A 14428-nucleotide genomic window follows, 5' to 3' on the forward strand; every position below is an offset into this window, starting at 1 on the left:
GGTGCGGGGCCTCACAGGTGCGGGCCCCGTCGGGCGCGGGGCCTCACCGGCTTCCGCGCCGCTCGCCTCAGGGCTTGGGCAGTGTGCAGCCCGGGCGACCGAGGTCGATCTTGTTGCCGATTCCGACGCACGGGACGACGATGTACGTCTGCTGGGCGTAGTTGATGCCCTGGCGAACGGTCACATTGCCGTTCTCGTCGACCTCGCAGGGATTGTTGTCCGTGCAGCGTCCGCCGTCCTCGTTCCCGGTGTTGTTCACGGCGACGACCTTGCCGGTGGCGTCGTCGATGACGGGCGAGCCGGACGTACCGCCGATGACGTTGCAGGTGGAGGTGTAGCGGACCGAGTCCTTCCAGGTCCACGCGCCTTCCTTCAGGCGGTACGCGAACCCGTCGACGTTGCAGCTGTAGATGCGCTTCCAGTAGCCGGAGACCACCTTGATGGCCGTGCCCTTGACCGGGTGGGCCGCGTTCAGCTCCAGCGCCTTGATGCCGTACCGGCTCTGGATCTGCGCGTAGGTGGTCGTGAGTTCGTACAGCGAGATGTCGGTGTCGGTCATCGTCGCGTATGCGATCTTGCCGGCCCGGAGCGTGGCGACTCTGCTGCCCGAGGAGTTGAGGAGGCTGAAGGAGCGCCTGGAGGGCTGGTCGACGACGACCTCGCCGGGGCCCGGGAAGCCGCTCTCGATGCAGTGGCCGTTGGAGAGCACGAGGGCCGGGTCGTTCGGCTGCGAGTCGGGCATACGGACCACGGACCCGGAACAGTTGCTGAGCGCGACCGTTCCGGCGAAGTTGACGGCCCGGACCGACGTGACGGCCGCGGCAGCCTTGTCGGCCTTGTCGGCCTTGGCAGCCTTGATGCTCTTGACGGCCGCATTGCTGCCGGCGGTGATGTCTTCGGTGGGCGTGGACGCGATCGCGGGCGCGGCTCCCGCTCCGAGGAGCGCGAGTGCGAGGAGCGCGCCGACGAGAGGCTTGTTCATGTGGGGGTCCCCTCTTGCGACGTGAGCAGTCCGGAGCGGCTCCGAACTTGTCATGCGCATTGTCGAGGGCCCTGCTTGCCCCATCAAGCGGTCCTTTTCGGCCAGTTGTCGCCCCTCGCGCTCCCCGGCTCGGCCTTACGGTGGCTCAATGACGGATACACGTGTCCCCCCGCCCCTGCACGGCAACGAGCGCGAGACGCTGCGCGCCTACCTCGACTACCACCGCGCGACCCTCGCCATGAAATGCGAAGGACTGTCCGACGACGATCTGCGCCGCCGGTCGATGCCCCCGTCGACGCTCTCGTTGCTCGGACTCGTACGGCACATGGCGGAGGTGGAACGGACCTGGTTCCGCCGGGTGATCGCGGGCGAGGACATCGCGTTCGTCTGGTCGGCCGAGAGCGACTACCAAGTCGCCTACGACGCGACGCATGCCACGCGGTCGGAGGCGTTCGACGCCTGGGAGGCGGAGGTCGGGCACGCGCGCCGGATCGAGCGGGAGGCGGATTCCCTCGAGGTCACCGGGCACGTCGCCAGGTGGGGCGAGGATGTGTCGCTACGGTTCGTGATGCTGCACCTGATCCACGAGTACGCGCGGCACAACGGGCACGCGGACTTCCTGCGGGAGGGGATCGACGGGGTGGTGGGAGCCTGAGGGACGAAGGACCGGACCGTCTCCCTAGCGCACCGGCGCGCCCCCCGCGGACGCGGCCGTCGGCGCGGAGATCCTCGCGTGTGAACCGTCCACCGCCCTGGACGAGCGGCGCAGCGCCACCGTCCCGGCCGCTGCCGCGAGGGCGCCGAGTACGAAGCCGTACGCCGGGGTGTGGCCCGAGGGCTGGGTCTCGTACACGAGGGCGGCGGACAGGACCGTCACGGCGGCCACGACCCTGTCGTACGCGGCGTGCCGGCCGACGGTCGCGGCGAGCACCGCCGTGCCCCACAGCAGATACCAGGGCTGGACCATGGGCGAGAGCGCGACCAGCGCCAGCAGGGAAAGCCCCAGACCGCGTACGGGATGCGACCGCCCGCGCAGAGACCGGACGGCCAGGACGGCGACGACCGCGAGCGCGGCGGCCAGTCCGAGGCTGTGGGCCACGCTCCTGACCGCCGTCGGGTCCGTGCCGGCGACCAGGCGCGCCAATTGCCCGGCGGCGAGGCCGAGGTCGCTCACGAGAGAGAGCGGGGTGTGGATGGCCGCGGCGACGCTCTGGGTCCGCAGCCAGCCGAAGCCGGTGCCGCTGAGCACGGTGGCCGCCGCCGCCACCCCGGCGGCGATCAGACCGGGTCCGAGCAGCCCTTTCGCCGCGCGTCCGATGACGGGCCCCTGGCTCCCCCGGACGACGATCACGCCGATGAAGAGCAGCGCGAGCGCGGCCGGTGACTTGACCGTCGCCGCGAGGGCGACGACCGCGCTGCCCAGCACCCACCGACCGCGCAGGGCGCAGACGACACCGGTCAGCATGAGGCCGATCATCAGCCCGTCGTTGTGCATGCCTCCCACGACATGCATCAGCAGGAGGGGATTGAGCGCCGCCAGCCACAGCGCGCGGCTCTCGTCGGCGCCGCACTCCACCGCCAGGCTCCGCACGGCCCGGACGATCAGGACGAGCGTGCCCACGGCCACCAGCCGCATCAGCATCACGGCAGGCACGATGCTCCCACCCGTCACCCAGGTCACACCCTTGGCCAGGACGAGGAACACCGGCCCGTACGGCGCGGGGGTGTCGGTCCAGTTCCCGCCCACGCTCGCCGCGGCGTCGGCACCGATCGAGTCCGGGCCGAGCGCCGACGGCCCGTGCGCATAGACGTCATGGCCGTCGAGGACCATCGCGCCCTGGGCGATGTAGCTGTACACATCGGCGCTGTAGAGCGGCGGCGCGAGCAGCAGGGGCGCTGTCCACCAGGCCAGGGTGACCAGGGTGTCGCGCACGCGGTGCTCCTTGTACGCCCACCAGGCCACGACCAGCAGTGTCAGCCCGACGTACGCGAGGACGGAGGCGGCGGTGGTCGTCACGGTGCCCCGCGGCACCCACAGACCCCATGGGTCACGGGCGGGCAGCGTCCCTGCGGCCAGCCCGCCCATGGCGATCGCGAGCGACCCGGTCGCCCCCAGCCGGCGTGCCCCGGCCGCACTCAGCATCCACATGAGCAGTCAGTTCATCCCCACCCGGCTCGCCGGTCCGCACGGATTGCCGAGCCTACCTCTCGGCCCGGCGCCGCCCCGGTGCGCGGCACCGCGCGGGCGACGGGGGGCGACGTGGAGGGGGGCACCGCGCGGGCGACGTAGGTGACGCGCGCCGACAGGTGCGCCTCAGCACGCCGGTTCGCGGGACCCGCGGAATGACGTGGTGAATCCCGTCCGCACCGATCCGCGTTCGCGGCACTCGGAATGCGCCGCCGCAGGAGCCGGCCGGAAAACCGGGTGAGACATATCGGTGGGGACGCCCGATGCGCGAGCGCCCCCACCGAATACGTGTGCATTCAAGCTAGTGCTTGAACGCGTCCTTTCCCTTTTCCTTGGCCTGCCGGGCATCGCCCTTTGTCTGCTCGGCCCGACCCTCCGCGGTCACGCGCTCGTTGCCCGTTGCGCGGCCGACGGCCTCCTTGAGCTTGCCCTTGCCCTGTTCGGCCTTGGCCTTCGCCTTCTCGCTTGCCGACACGGCGACCACTCCCTTTGAGGCGGAAACAACGTCCGCACTGCGGGTTGCCCTCGATCGGACAATTAAACGGGCAATCGCCGGAAGCGCCGGAGCAGCCCTGCCACGAGATGCAGCACTGATGCGCGACGGGCGTCAACGACTTCCCCGGCACCCGGATAAGAAACGCGTAAATTCGGGCGTGTGGCGGTGTGGGCGGGGGGTACACGGCGTCTCGGAGGTTGATAACTATGGTTCCCCTGCTTCTCGTTCTTCTGCTCGCCCTGATCCTTTTCGGCGCCGGTTTCGCGCTCAAGGCTCTGTGGTGGATCGCCGTCATCGTGCTGGTCGTGTGGCTCCTCGGTTTCGTCATGCGCTCCACCCCGGCCGGAGGCAGGCGAGGCCGCTGGTACCGCTGGTAGAGCGCAGCTCGACCCGGCTCATGGAAGCGGGGCCGCACCCGACTCGGGTGCGGCCCCGCTTTCTTGTGGGCATCCGGACCTCGTTGTTCGTGATCGCCCGATATGGGTAGGCGACGGGGCAAGGTCCGGGGCGATGCCCGTGCCAGGCAGGGAACCGGGCACCTCCAATGGACGTCGCTCCGGACCGGCGTCCGTCCCCCGACCGTCCCTCCCGGTCCCGGCGGTGCACCGGTGCGGGCGGGCACGGGACCCGCCCCCTACTCGTCATACCTGGGAGCTACGGGCAAGGTCAGCTCCCTGGCGTGACGCCGACCAGCGGGTGTGATCCATAACTTCGGTGCCGAACGCGAAGACGTCCGGCACCGAAGGAGCATCCGCCATGCCAACTCGCCCGCGCAGGAGCCGGCTGTACCGCGCCCTTCTCGCCGCGCTCGTCGTGGCCTCGGTGGCGGTGCCGCTGTCGGGCGCGGCCCGGCCGTCCGCCGTCCCCGCGCCCGTCCCGCCCTCACTCGCCCCGATCCGTGCCGCGACACCCGCCGCCCTCGCCGAGCGGTACGCCGCCACCCGCGACGCCATCCGTTCCGCGGAGCGGATGGCCGACGCGCACGGGGACCGGCGGCGGGCCGCCACGCTGCGGGCGATGGCGGAACCGGCGCGGCAGTTACTGTCCTTCGACGGCCGCGACGGCGGCCGCAGCGCCGAGGTCTTCGGCGATCTGTCCGCTGCGGAGCGGATCGCCGTGCTCGTCCCGGGCTCCGACACCAGTCTCGACTCCTACGAACGCCTCCGGGCCGGGGCGGCGGCGCTTGCGGAGGAGCTGGGCGGGCGGTCCGCCGTCATCGCCTGGCTCGGATACAGGACACCGGCCACGGTGGGACCGGAGGTGCTGACCCCGGGCCGCGCGGAGGACGCCGCTCCACTCCTGCGGTCCTTCGTCGCCGAGTTGAGCACGCTCAGGCCCGCCGCCCGGATCTCGCTGATCTGTCACTCCTACGGTTCGGTGGTCTGCGGCCGAGCCGCGGGCGGGACAAATGCCGCAGGAAGGACCGCGGGAAAGGCCCCGGGACGGGAAGCCGGGCCGGTCGCGCGGGTCACCGACATCGTGCTCTACGGCAGCCCCGGATCCGGTGCCGACAACGTCGCCGCGCTGGGCACCACGGCCACCGTATGGGCGGGCCGGGGAGCCGACGACTGGATCAGCGAAGTCCCGCACACCCGGCTGAGCCTGCCCTTCGCGGAGGTCGGCCTGGGGGCCGATCCCGTGTCCCCGGAGTTCGGCGCCCGGGTCTTCGCGGCGGGCGACGGCGGCCACAGCGACTACCTGAAACCGGGTTCCGTGCCCCTGCGGAACATCGCCCTGATCGCCGCCGGAAAGGTTCCGTCCGAGGGAGACCGCCATGCGTGATCTCGTCCGCCGGATCGAAGCGGCGACTCCCGCCGACCGCGACCGCACCGTCGACGCCCTGCGCGCCCTCGCCGTCCTCGGAGTGGTACTCGGCCACTGGCTGGTGACCGCCCTGGTCGCGGACAGTGGCACGGTGCGCGGCGCAAGTCCCCTGCAGTACCTGCCCCGACTCACGCCCGTGTCCTGGGTGTTCCAGACCCTGGCGGTCTTCTTCCTGGTCGGCGGGCGGGTGGGCGCGCAGAGTTACGCCTCCGAGCGGGCCGGAGGAGGGACGTACGGGCGGTGGCTCGGCGCACGAATGGCCCGGTTGTTCCGGCCGGTCGCCGCGCTGCTGACGGTGTGGGCCGTGGTGACGGGCGCGATGCTGGTGTCCGGGGTGGGGCTGGAGACCGTACACACCCTGCTCAAACTGGTGCTGTCCCCGCTCTGGTTCCTGCTGGTCTTCGCGGCGCTGACGGCGGCCACACCGCTGCTCTCGAAGCTCAGCCCGCTGTGGCCGCTCGCCGTCGTGCTCCATGTCGACCTGGCCCGCTTCGGGCTGGGCGAGGCTGCCGGGTCCGGCTGGACCGACCGGCTCGGCTGGATCAATGTGGCGGCCGGCTGGCTGGTCCCCTACTGCCTGGGCGCGTGCTGGGCCCGGGGCGGCCTGCGCAGTCGGAGGACCGCATGGACACTGCTGCTCGGCGGCGCAGCCGCCACCGCCCTGCTCGTCCTGGCAGCCGGCTACCCGGCAGCAATGGTCGGCGTCCCGGGGGCGGAGATCTCCAACCTCAACCCGCCCACCCTCGCCGCGGTCACCTTCGGTCTCGCCCAGTGCGGGGCGGCCCTGCTGCTGCTCGGCCCGCTGCGGCGGCTGATGCGGCGTCCCGGCGCCTGGGCGGCCGTGGCGCTGGTGAACCTCTCCGCGATGACGATCTTCCTGTGGCACCAGACCGCGATGATGGCGGTCACCGCGACGGGCCTGCTCGCGGGCGGGGCCCTGCCCGGACTGCACACGGTCCCCGACGGCGCGGGCTGGGTGCTCGCCCGGCTGGCCTGGCTCCCGGTGTTCGCAGTGGCGCTGCTGGTGTGCTGGACCGCATTCCGTACGTACGAGCAGAAGCGACGGGCGAGCCGGGGCGGCTCCCGGGTCGTACGCGAACAGCGGGCTCTGCAGCCGGCGGCTAAGGGGCGTCCTTAAGATGCGGACTGTGAACGAGGGGGACGGGAGGGGCGCGGGGCGGCGGCTGGTGCGGGCGCTGGCGGCAACCCCCCGTGCGCTGCGTGACGATCTGTGGACGACGGCGCGCGACCCACTGCCGCGCAGGGGCTGGCTGGGGTGGCTGCCGCACGTCCACACGGTGCTGCTCGCCGTGCTGATGCTCTGGCTCAACCTGGAGGACGCCGTCCCGGGCCCGGCGTGGATCGCGACGCTGCTCCCCCTGCTCCAGTCGGCGGCCACCGTCCTGGCGTTGTCCCGCCCGGTACCGGCCTGGTGGCTGTCCACGCTCGCGCTCGTCCTGGTCGCGCAGTACCGGGAGTCCGCCGGACCCGACGCGCACTGGCCGTGGACCATCGGCGGGATCGTGCTGCACACCCTCGTGCTGCTGCTCCTCTCCCTGCGGGTCCACCCCCGGGCCGCCTTCACGGGGCTGGTGGCCACGGTTGTGCTGGGGCTGCTCCAGATCACCCTCGCGCCCCCCTTCCACAACGGGGTCCTCACGGAGTGGGGAATGATCTCCTTCGTGACCGCCGTGTTCGTCGGCACGTCGCTGCGCACGAGGAGGGTGGCACAGGCACGGCTCGTGGATCAGCAGGTGCTCACCGCGGAGGAACGGGCGAGGCGCACCCTCCTCGAGGAACGCAACCGCATCGCGCGCGAACTGCACGACGTCGTCGCCCACCACATGTCGGTGATATCCATCCAGGCACAGGTCGCCCCGCACCTGGTCGAGAATCCGTCCAGTGAGCTGAAGGAGAACCTCGCGGGGATCCGTGAGAACGCGGTCGAGGCGCTGACCGAACTGCGCAGGGTACTGGGTGTGTTGCGCTCGGAGGACGCCCAGGCGGACGGCGTCCGGCACGCCCCGCAGCCCACCCTCGACCGGCTGGGCGAGCTCGTCGGCAACGTGCGCGGCGCCGGGCTCGCCGTCACCACCGCGACCACCGGCCGACCGCGCCCGCTGTCGCCGGGAGTCGAACTGTCGGCGTTCCGCATCGTGCAGGAAGCACTCAGCAACGCGATGCGCCACGCGCCCGGGGCGGGCGTACGGGTGGAGCTCCGGTACCGGCCGGACGGTCTCACCATCCGGGTCACCAACACCCCTCCCCGCGCGACGCCTCCACCCTCGCCCGGCGCCGGGCACGGGCTGCTCGGCATGCGCGAGCGCGCCGCCATGCTGGGCGGCGAACTCGCCGCCGGCCCCACCCCCGACGGCGGCTACGAAGTCACCGCGATCCTGCCCGCCGACGCCCCGAAGCCCTCCGTCCACCCTGCCGAGGACATCCCATGACGACCCCCATCCGTGTGCTGATCGCCGACGACCAGATGATGGTCCGCCAAGGCTTCACGGTGCTGCTCAACGCCGAACCCGGCATCGAGGTCGTGGGCCAGGCCGTGGACGGCCTCGACGCGGTCGCCAAGGTCGCCGAACTCGCGCCGGACGTGGTCCTGATGGACATCCGCATGCCCGAGCTCGGCGGCATAGAGGCGACCCGCCGCATCACCGAACCGGCCGGCTCCACCGTCAAGGTCCTCGTCCTGACGACTTTCGATCTCGACGAGTACGTGTACGAGGCGCTGCGCGCGGGCGCGTCCGGATTCCTGCTGAAGGACGCCTCTGCCGACGAACTCGCCCAGGCGGTCAGGGTGGTGGCGGCCGGGGACGCCCTGCTCGCCCCGAACATCACCAAGCGCCTCATCAGCGAGTTCTCCCGGGTGACCCAGGCACCCCGCGCCCCGCTCAAGGACCGCGTCGGCACCCTGACCGAGCGCGAGACGGAAGTCCTGTCCCTGATCGCCCAGGGGCTTTCGAACAACGAAATAGCCCAGCGGCTGGTCGTCGCGGAACAGACCGTGAAGACCCATGTGAGCCGCATTCTGGTCAAGTTGGGTCTCCGTGACCGGACCCAGGCCGCGGTCTTCGCCTACGAGACAGGACTCGTCCGCCCGGCCGGGTACTGAGCCGTTGCCGCCGCGGGCACGCCCGGGGGCGACAGCACGAACCAGACCGTCTTGCCGATGCCGCACGCGCGAGGGTGAGCTCCCCAGGTGTGAGCGAGCGCGGCGACGAGGGCGAGGCCACGGCCGGACTCGTCGTCGGGTGCGGCGATACGCGGGGTGGGGAGTACGTCGCTCGCATCCGAGACCTCGACGCGCAGGCTCTCGTCCCGCCGCAGCACGCAACGCGCCCGGATCTCACGGCCGGGCGAGACCCGGGCGTGCCTGCAGGCGTTGGTCATCAGCTCACTGAGCAGCAGTACGGCCGTGTCGGTCATGTCCTCCGGAAGCTTCCACTCCCTCGCCTGCTCGGCGAGAAGCGCGCGGGCCCGGCCCACGCTGCGGGGGTGGCGCGGGAGGCGCCACTCGATGTGCTGATTCATGACCCACAGGTTGCTGGCGGGCACAAGGTCTCGTGTAGTACCGGCATGGGTACGCAAGGCCGTTGTACCCAGGACGTCCCGGGAAGGCGGGCCCGTGAGCGAGGCGTGGCGGTACTGCGGCAGCCAGATCAAGCTGTGGCGGACGGAGGCGGGGATCACTCGTGAGGAGCTCGGCAAGGAGGCGAACTACGAGTACGAGACGGTCAAGTCCATGGAGCAGGGCCGCCGCAAGCCGAGCATCCGCCTGCTTCAGGTGGCGGACCAGTTGTGCGGGGCGAGCGGGAAGCTGCTGGCTGCGCGGGAGTTCCTGAAGCCTGAGCCGTTTCCGGCAAGGGCGCAGGAGTTCATGGCCATCGAGGCAGAGGCCATCGCGCGCCACTCCTACGACGCCCTCCTGATTCCCGGCCTCCTCCAGACCGAGGAGTACGCCCGCGCGCTGATCAGCGCGAGCCATCCGCCGCTGGACGACGAGACGGTCGAGGAGCGGGTGCGGGCGCGGTTACAGCGGCAGGTGGCGCTGACGCGCAAGGCCAGCACGGTGTTCAGCTTCGTGCTGTACGAGGCGGCGCTGCGGACGCTGGTCGGCGGCCGGGAGACAATGCGCTCGCAGCTCGAACATCTGCTGAACGTAGGCACGTTGCGGAACGCGTCGATCCAGGTCCTGCCGCGAGGCCGCTGCAACGGCCTCGCGTTGAACGGCTCGATGGTTCTGCTGGAGACCACCGACCACGACCGGTACGCCTACGTCGAGGCGCCGGAGACGAGCGCCCTCCACTCAGAGCCAGGCAAGGTCAGTGCGCTTGCCGAGGCGCATGGCATGATCCGCATGCAGGCCCTCAGCGTCGAGGAATCGGCGGACTTCATCAGGGAAGTGGCGGAGGAACTATGAGCAACCGACTCACGTGGTTCAAGTCCAGCTACAGCGACAGCCAGGGCGGCGACTGCATCGAAGTCGCCCTCGACTGGCGCAAGTCCACCTACAGCGACAACCTCGACGCCGCCTGCGTCGAGGTCGCCACCTGCCCCGGCACCGTCCACGTCCGCGACTCCAAGCTCGGCGAGACGAGCCCCGCCTTCGCCGTCGCCGGAACCGCGTGGACCCTCTTCCTGGGTGGTGTCACCGCATGACGACACCGTCCACGAACATCCCCGGCCCCACCGGTCTGCCCTTGCTCGGGTCGATGCTCGACCTCAAGCGGGACTCGCTCGGCACCTACCTGAACGCCCACCGCGAGCACGGTGACATCGTCAGGTTCACGGCAGGGCCCCCCGGCCTGCGGGTCGAGCTCTACGCGGTGTTCTCCGCCGAGGGCGCTCAGCAGGTGCTGGCGACCGACTCGGCCAACTTCCGCAAGGACAACGCCTTCTACCAAGAGGTCCGGGAGTCCTTCGGCAACGGTCTGCTGACCAGCCAGGACGAGGACTATCTCCGTCAGCGCCGCCTCGTGCAGCCGCTCTTCACCCGCCGCCGGGTCGACGGCTACGCCCAGGCCGTCACCGGCGAGACCGCCTCACTCCTCGCGAGCTGGCGCGACGCGCCCGACGCCACCGTCGACGTCGTCGACGAGATGACGCGGCTGACTCTGCGCGCGGTCGCCCGCATCCTGTTCGGCGTGGATGTCGAGGCCGCGGTCGATGTCGTGGAGCGCTGCTTCCCGGTGATCGGGAACTACACGCTCCAGCGCGGATACTCGCCCGTCAATCCGCCCCGCAACTGGCCGACTCCCGCCAACCGCAAGGCGGCCTCCGCCATGGACGAGCTGTACGCGGTGTGCGACCGGATCATCGAGAAGCGGCGCGCGGACGGCGACTCGGCGACCGGGGACGACTTGCTCACCCTCCTTGCGCAGGCAGAGAGCGCGGAGGACGGCAGCCTGGACGCGTCGGAGATCAGGGACCAGGTCCTGGTGTTCCTGCTCGCCGGGCACGAGACGACGGCCACCTCCCTCGCGTTCGCCCTGCACCTTCTCGCCCGTCATCCCGAGCACCAGGCACGGGCGCGGGACGAGGCCGTGCGCGTACTGTCCGGGCGGACGCCCGAGGCGTACGACCTCGACGCGCTCCCCTACCTCACGCAGGTGCTGAAGGAAGCCATGCGGCTCTACCCGGCCGGGCCGGTCATCGGCCGGCAGACCGTCGCCGCGGCCGAGATCGGCGGCCACACGATCCCGGCGGGCAAGGATGTGATCGTCGCGCCGTGGGTGACGCACCGGCATCCGCGGTACTGGGAGGAGCCGGAACGTTTCGACCCGGAGCGCTTCACGCCCGAGCTCGAGAAAGAGCGGCCCCGGTACGCCTGGTTCCCGTTCGGCGGAGGCCCGCGCGCCTGCATCGGTCAGCACTTCTCGATGCTGGAGTCGGTCCTCGCACTCTCGATGATCCTGCGGGCGTACGAACTGGAGGCCGTCGACCTGGACGTACCCGTCGACACGGGCATCACCCTGCGCGCGGCGGGGCCGGCCCGGTGCAGGCTGCGGCCCCTGGACAAGGAAGGCGAAGGGAACGTTCCGAACGGTTGACCTTGGATTCGACCGGCGAGGAGGAGGGGCCTTCCATCGGCGCGTGGCGGGGCTCGAAGGCCGGGAAGTCGTACGTGTACGGCCTCCGGCCCGGCGACGTCACGGCTCAGCGAAGAGGTTCCAGGCAAGAGACGGTCGCCCCGCCCGGGCCGTACTTGAGGTCGGCGTAGAAGTCGCCGTCGGCGCAGGTCGACCCGGGCTCCTCCAGTCGCCGGCTCACCTTGTACTCGGCATCGGGCGCACCGCAGTCCGTGACCTGCAGGTCCTGGTCGGGCCAGTCCTCGTCGTTGCGCACGCATGACCCCACGGAGAGCGTCGGTGCCGTTTCGGAGCCCTTGTCGCCGCCGACCAGCAGGCCGATCACGATCAGGGTGGGGATCGCCAGGGCCACGAGCAGCATCGGCACGAGGAACAGCAGGGCTTCAGGGCGGCGCGCCAGCGGCTTGCCCGGGTCGAGCGGGGGCCGGAAACCGCCGGCCGGAGTGGGGAGCTTACGGAAAGCGGCCCACGGGCCGAGATTCACCAGCAGGGTGATCGGCGTGACGACCACGGACAGCGGGCCCCACCAGCCCTGCCACAGGGTCTTCGCGGACATGTGGCGCAGGGTGGCGAGCCCGCAGTCGCGGCAGAACGGCCCTTGCAGACTCAGGAACCGCATGATCACGAGGAAGCCCTGGTGACCGCGCACCGTCGTGGGCGCGGCGGGCACCGCCCCGCAGATCCGGCAGGCAGCAACTGCTCCCTGCGGCGGGAACACGACGTGCGGCTGCGGAGCGTTGTACACACCATGCGGCTGCGACAGGTAGGGGCCGGGCTGCGGATGTCCGGCGTACGGGCCAGGCTGTGCCGGATGTCCGGCGTACGGGCCGGGCTGCGGCGGCGCGGCATACGGGCCGGGCTGTGCCGGATGTCCGGCGTACGGGCCGACGGGCTGCTGCTGCGGCGGCCAGGGCTGCGGGTCGGCGCCGTGCGGTGGTGGCGGGGTGGCCACGGAGTCCCCCTTGGTCTCGTGGTCATCACCAGAAGTGAAGGATGACGAAGGGAAGACCTTAACTCCCGGCCCCCGGCGGGCAGTCCGGCGGGGCGAAGCCTGCGGGCGCGCACCTGGGCCGCCCTCGGCACCGAGTACCCGCTAGTTCACACCGCGCGGGCGGAACTGGATGCTGATCCGCGGCCCGACCGCCCGCGCCGTCTTCGGTACGGCGTGCTCCCAGGTCCGCTGGCAGGAACCGCCCATCACCACGAGATCGCCGTGCCCGAGGGCCTTGCGGACCGTGGTGTGGCCGCCGCCGCGGGGCCGGAGCACCAGGTCGCGCGGGCTGCCGACGGAGAGGATCGCGACCATCGTGTCCTCGCGGGAGCCGCGCCCGATGCGGTCGCCGTGCCAGGCGACGCTGTCGTGGCCGTCACGGTAGTTGCAGAGCCCGGCGGTGACGAACGGTTCGCCGAGCTCGTCGGTGTAGTGCGCGGAGAGGGCGTCCCTGGCCTCGGCGAGGACGGGGTGCGGGAGAGGAACTCCCTGGCCGTAGTACGCGAGCAGCCGGGGCACGTCGACCTCGTTGTCGTACATCCGGCGCCGCTCCGCGCGCCACGGGACGCCGTCCGCCAGTTCCTCGAACAACGCGTCCGCCCCGGTGAGCCAGCCCGGCAGGACGTCGAGCCAGGCGCCCTGTCCGAGCACGGTGCGACGGACGTCCTTCAGCGGGCCGAGGCGGATCTCGTCGGCCTGGTCGAAGAGCGAACCCTGGAGATGGACTGCTGCCATGTCTCCAGAGTACGAAGAAACCGAACAAGTGAGCTAATCGATCACCGGCCACCTGCCGGGATCCCTGCCACCGGCCCGGGCGCCACTCGGTTGCGGCGCCCCGCCGGCAGGGACGGTCACCCGTTGAGCGACTGCATGAGCTCGGGCGCGTAGCGGTCACCGGAGGCGACCCCGCGCGGCGCCACGGCTTCGATGGCCGCGATGTCCTCGTCGGTGAGCGTCACATCGAGGGCCGCGACGTTCTCCTCCAGGTAGCGGCGGCGCTTGGTGCCCGGAATCGGAAGGGCACCCGTGCGCAGCACCCAGGCCAGCGCGAGCTGGGAGGGGGTGACCGACTTCTCCTCGGCCAGACGCCGGACCTGGTCCACGACGGCGAGATTGCGGGCGAAGTTCTCACCCTGGAAGCGCGGGTCGATACGCCTGAAGTCGTCGGCGGCGAAGTCCTCGGGACTGGTGATGGCGCCCGAGAGGAAGCCGCGGCCGAGCGGCGAGTAGGCGACGAGACCGATACCGAGTTCCGTCAGCGTGGCCGCGACCCCGTCGCCTTCGATGCCCCGCTCGAAGAGCGAGTACTCGGTCTGCACCGCCGTCAGCGGGTGGACCGCGTGGGCGCGCCGGATCGTCGCGGCGGCCGCTTCACTGATCCCGAGGTAGCGGACCTTTCCCGCGGTGACGAGTTCCGCCATGGCCCCGACGCTCTCCTCGATGGGCACGTTCGGGTCGACGCGGTGCAGGTAGTACAGGTCGATGTGGTCCGTGCCGAGATGGCGCAGGGACCGGTCGGCGGCCCGGTGGATATATTCGCGCCGCCCGTTGTGGCCGGTCATGGCGCCGTCGTCGGTGAACTCGAGGCCGGTCTTGGTGGCGATCACGACCTTCTCGCGGCGACCGGAGAGCGCCTTGCCGATCAGCTGCTCGTTGACGAAGGGGCCGTACCCCTCCGCGGTGTCCAGCATGGTGACGCCGAGCTCCAGGGCGCGGTCGATCGTGGCCAGCGACTCCGTCTCGTCGGTCGCGCCGTAGAAGGCGCTCATCCCCATGCAGCCGAGGCCTTCGGCCCCGACGACCAGTCCCTGGGATCCCAGTGCACGCCGCTCCATCACGCTCTCCTCTG

The 14428-nt window shown here is 71.1% G+C and carries 16 protein-coding genes; 9 read left to right on the forward strand and 7 right to left on the reverse strand.

Features of this window, described 5'->3' with window-relative positions; genetic code table 11:
• Nucleotides 1–67: 67 nt before the first annotated feature.
• Nucleotides 68–982: a serine protease gene (locus tag ACFU5O_RS08890; protein ID WP_384238180.1), complete on the reverse strand. Its 915-nt coding sequence runs from the start codon at nucleotides 980–982 to the stop codon at nucleotides 68–70.
• Nucleotides 983–1130: 148 nt separating this feature from the next.
• Here ACFU5O_RS08890 and ACFU5O_RS08895 point away from each other — a divergent pair, with 148 nt between their 5' ends.
• Complete coding sequence (locus ACFU5O_RS08895) at nucleotides 1131–1637, forward strand: DinB family protein (protein WP_384238182.1); 507 nt, start codon at nucleotides 1131–1133, stop codon at nucleotides 1635–1637.
• Between the two features lie 24 nt (nucleotides 1638–1661).
• Here ACFU5O_RS08895 and mptB read toward each other — a convergent pair whose 3' ends face one another.
• Complete coding sequence (gene mptB, locus ACFU5O_RS08900; RefSeq protein ID WP_384238184.1) at nucleotides 1662–3131, reverse strand: polyprenol phosphomannose-dependent alpha 1,6 mannosyltransferase MptB; 1470 nt, start codon at nucleotides 3129–3131, stop codon at nucleotides 1662–1664.
• Nucleotides 3132–3471: 340 nt separating this feature from the next.
• On the reverse strand, nucleotides 3472–3645 hold the full coding sequence (locus ACFU5O_RS08905) for a CsbD family protein (RefSeq protein ID WP_384238186.1): 174 nt from the start codon (nucleotides 3643–3645) through the stop codon (nucleotides 3472–3474).
• Between the two features lie 227 nt (nucleotides 3646–3872).
• Between ACFU5O_RS08905 and ACFU5O_RS08910 the strand changes: the two genes are divergently transcribed.
• From ACFU5O_RS08910 to ACFU5O_RS08930, 5 genes are all read left to right on the forward strand, one after another.
• Nucleotides 3873–4043 carry a hydrophobic protein gene (locus ACFU5O_RS08910; RefSeq protein ID WP_384238188.1) on the forward strand — a complete coding sequence of 57 codons (171 nt, stop codon included), beginning with the start codon at nucleotides 3873–3875 and terminating at the stop codon, nucleotides 4041–4043.
• A gap of 379 nt (nucleotides 4044–4422) precedes the next feature.
• On the forward strand, nucleotides 4423–5448 hold the full coding sequence (locus ACFU5O_RS08915; RefSeq protein WP_384238190.1) for an alpha/beta hydrolase: 1026 nt from the start codon (nucleotides 4423–4425) through the stop codon (nucleotides 5446–5448).
• Complete coding sequence (locus ACFU5O_RS08920) at nucleotides 5441–6628, forward strand: acyltransferase (RefSeq protein WP_384238192.1); 1188 nt, start codon at nucleotides 5441–5443, stop codon at nucleotides 6626–6628. The genes ACFU5O_RS08915 and ACFU5O_RS08920 overlap by 8 nt, the downstream gene beginning before the upstream one ends.
• Before the next feature lies 1 nt (nucleotide 6629).
• Nucleotides 6630–7940, forward strand: a complete 1311-nt coding sequence (locus ACFU5O_RS08925) for a sensor histidine kinase (RefSeq protein ID WP_384238194.1) — start codon at nucleotides 6630–6632, stop codon at nucleotides 7938–7940.
• The gene (locus ACFU5O_RS08930) at nucleotides 7937–8611 is read left to right on the forward strand and encodes a response regulator (RefSeq protein ID WP_384238195.1); all 675 of its coding nucleotides are present in this window, start codon (nucleotides 7937–7939) and stop codon (nucleotides 8609–8611) included. The genes ACFU5O_RS08925 and ACFU5O_RS08930 overlap by 4 nt, the downstream gene beginning before the upstream one ends.
• Here ACFU5O_RS08930 and ACFU5O_RS08935 read toward each other — a convergent pair.
• Nucleotides 8575–9030, reverse strand: a complete 456-nt coding sequence (locus ACFU5O_RS08935) for an ATP-binding protein (RefSeq protein WP_384238197.1) — start codon at nucleotides 9028–9030, stop codon at nucleotides 8575–8577. The two genes, ACFU5O_RS08930 and ACFU5O_RS08935, sit on opposite strands and share 37 nt — an antisense overlap.
• 94 nt (nucleotides 9031–9124) lie before the next feature.
• On the opposite strand from ACFU5O_RS08935, the gene ACFU5O_RS08940 reads away from it, so the two are divergent.
• The 3 genes from ACFU5O_RS08940 to ACFU5O_RS08950 are packed head-to-tail and all read left to right on the forward strand — an operon-like array spanning nucleotide 9125 to nucleotide 11549.
• On the forward strand, nucleotides 9125–9919 hold the full coding sequence (locus tag ACFU5O_RS08940; protein ID WP_384238199.1) for a helix-turn-helix domain-containing protein: 795 nt from the start codon (nucleotides 9125–9127) through the stop codon (nucleotides 9917–9919).
• A complete protein-coding gene (locus ACFU5O_RS08945; protein WP_384238201.1) occupies nucleotides 9916–10158 on the forward strand; it encodes a DUF397 domain-containing protein in 243 nt (80 codons plus the stop codon). Before ACFU5O_RS08940 ends, ACFU5O_RS08945 begins: the two co-directional genes overlap by 4 nt.
• Nucleotides 10155–11549 carry a cytochrome P450 gene (locus tag ACFU5O_RS08950; RefSeq protein ID WP_384238202.1) on the forward strand — a complete coding sequence of 465 codons (1395 nt, stop codon included), beginning with the start codon at nucleotides 10155–10157 and terminating at the stop codon, nucleotides 11547–11549. The genes ACFU5O_RS08945 and ACFU5O_RS08950 overlap by 4 nt, the downstream gene beginning before the upstream one ends.
• A gap of 106 nt (nucleotides 11550–11655) precedes the next feature.
• On the opposite strand, the gene ACFU5O_RS08955 is transcribed toward ACFU5O_RS08950, so the two are convergent.
• From ACFU5O_RS08955 to ACFU5O_RS08965, 3 genes are all read right to left on the reverse strand, one after another.
• The gene (locus tag ACFU5O_RS08955) at nucleotides 11656–12540 is read right to left on the reverse strand and encodes a hypothetical protein (RefSeq protein ID WP_384238203.1); all 885 of its coding nucleotides are present in this window, start codon (nucleotides 12538–12540) and stop codon (nucleotides 11656–11658) included.
• Between the two features lie 141 nt (nucleotides 12541–12681).
• A complete protein-coding gene (locus ACFU5O_RS08960) occupies nucleotides 12682–13314 on the reverse strand; it encodes an alpha-ketoglutarate-dependent dioxygenase AlkB (RefSeq protein ID WP_384238204.1) in 633 nt (210 codons plus the stop codon).
• A 116-nt stretch (nucleotides 13315–13430) separates the two neighbouring features.
• Nucleotides 13431–14414 carry an aldo/keto reductase gene (locus ACFU5O_RS08965; protein ID WP_384238206.1) on the reverse strand — a complete coding sequence of 328 codons (984 nt, stop codon included), beginning with the start codon at nucleotides 14412–14414 and terminating at the stop codon, nucleotides 13431–13433.
• Nucleotides 14415–14428 lie beyond the last annotated feature (14 nt).

Origin of the sequence: Streptomyces sp. NPDC057445, from assembly GCF_042802855.1 — a bacterium.
GTDB lineage: Bacteria > Actinomycetota > Actinomycetes > Streptomycetales > Streptomycetaceae > Streptomyces.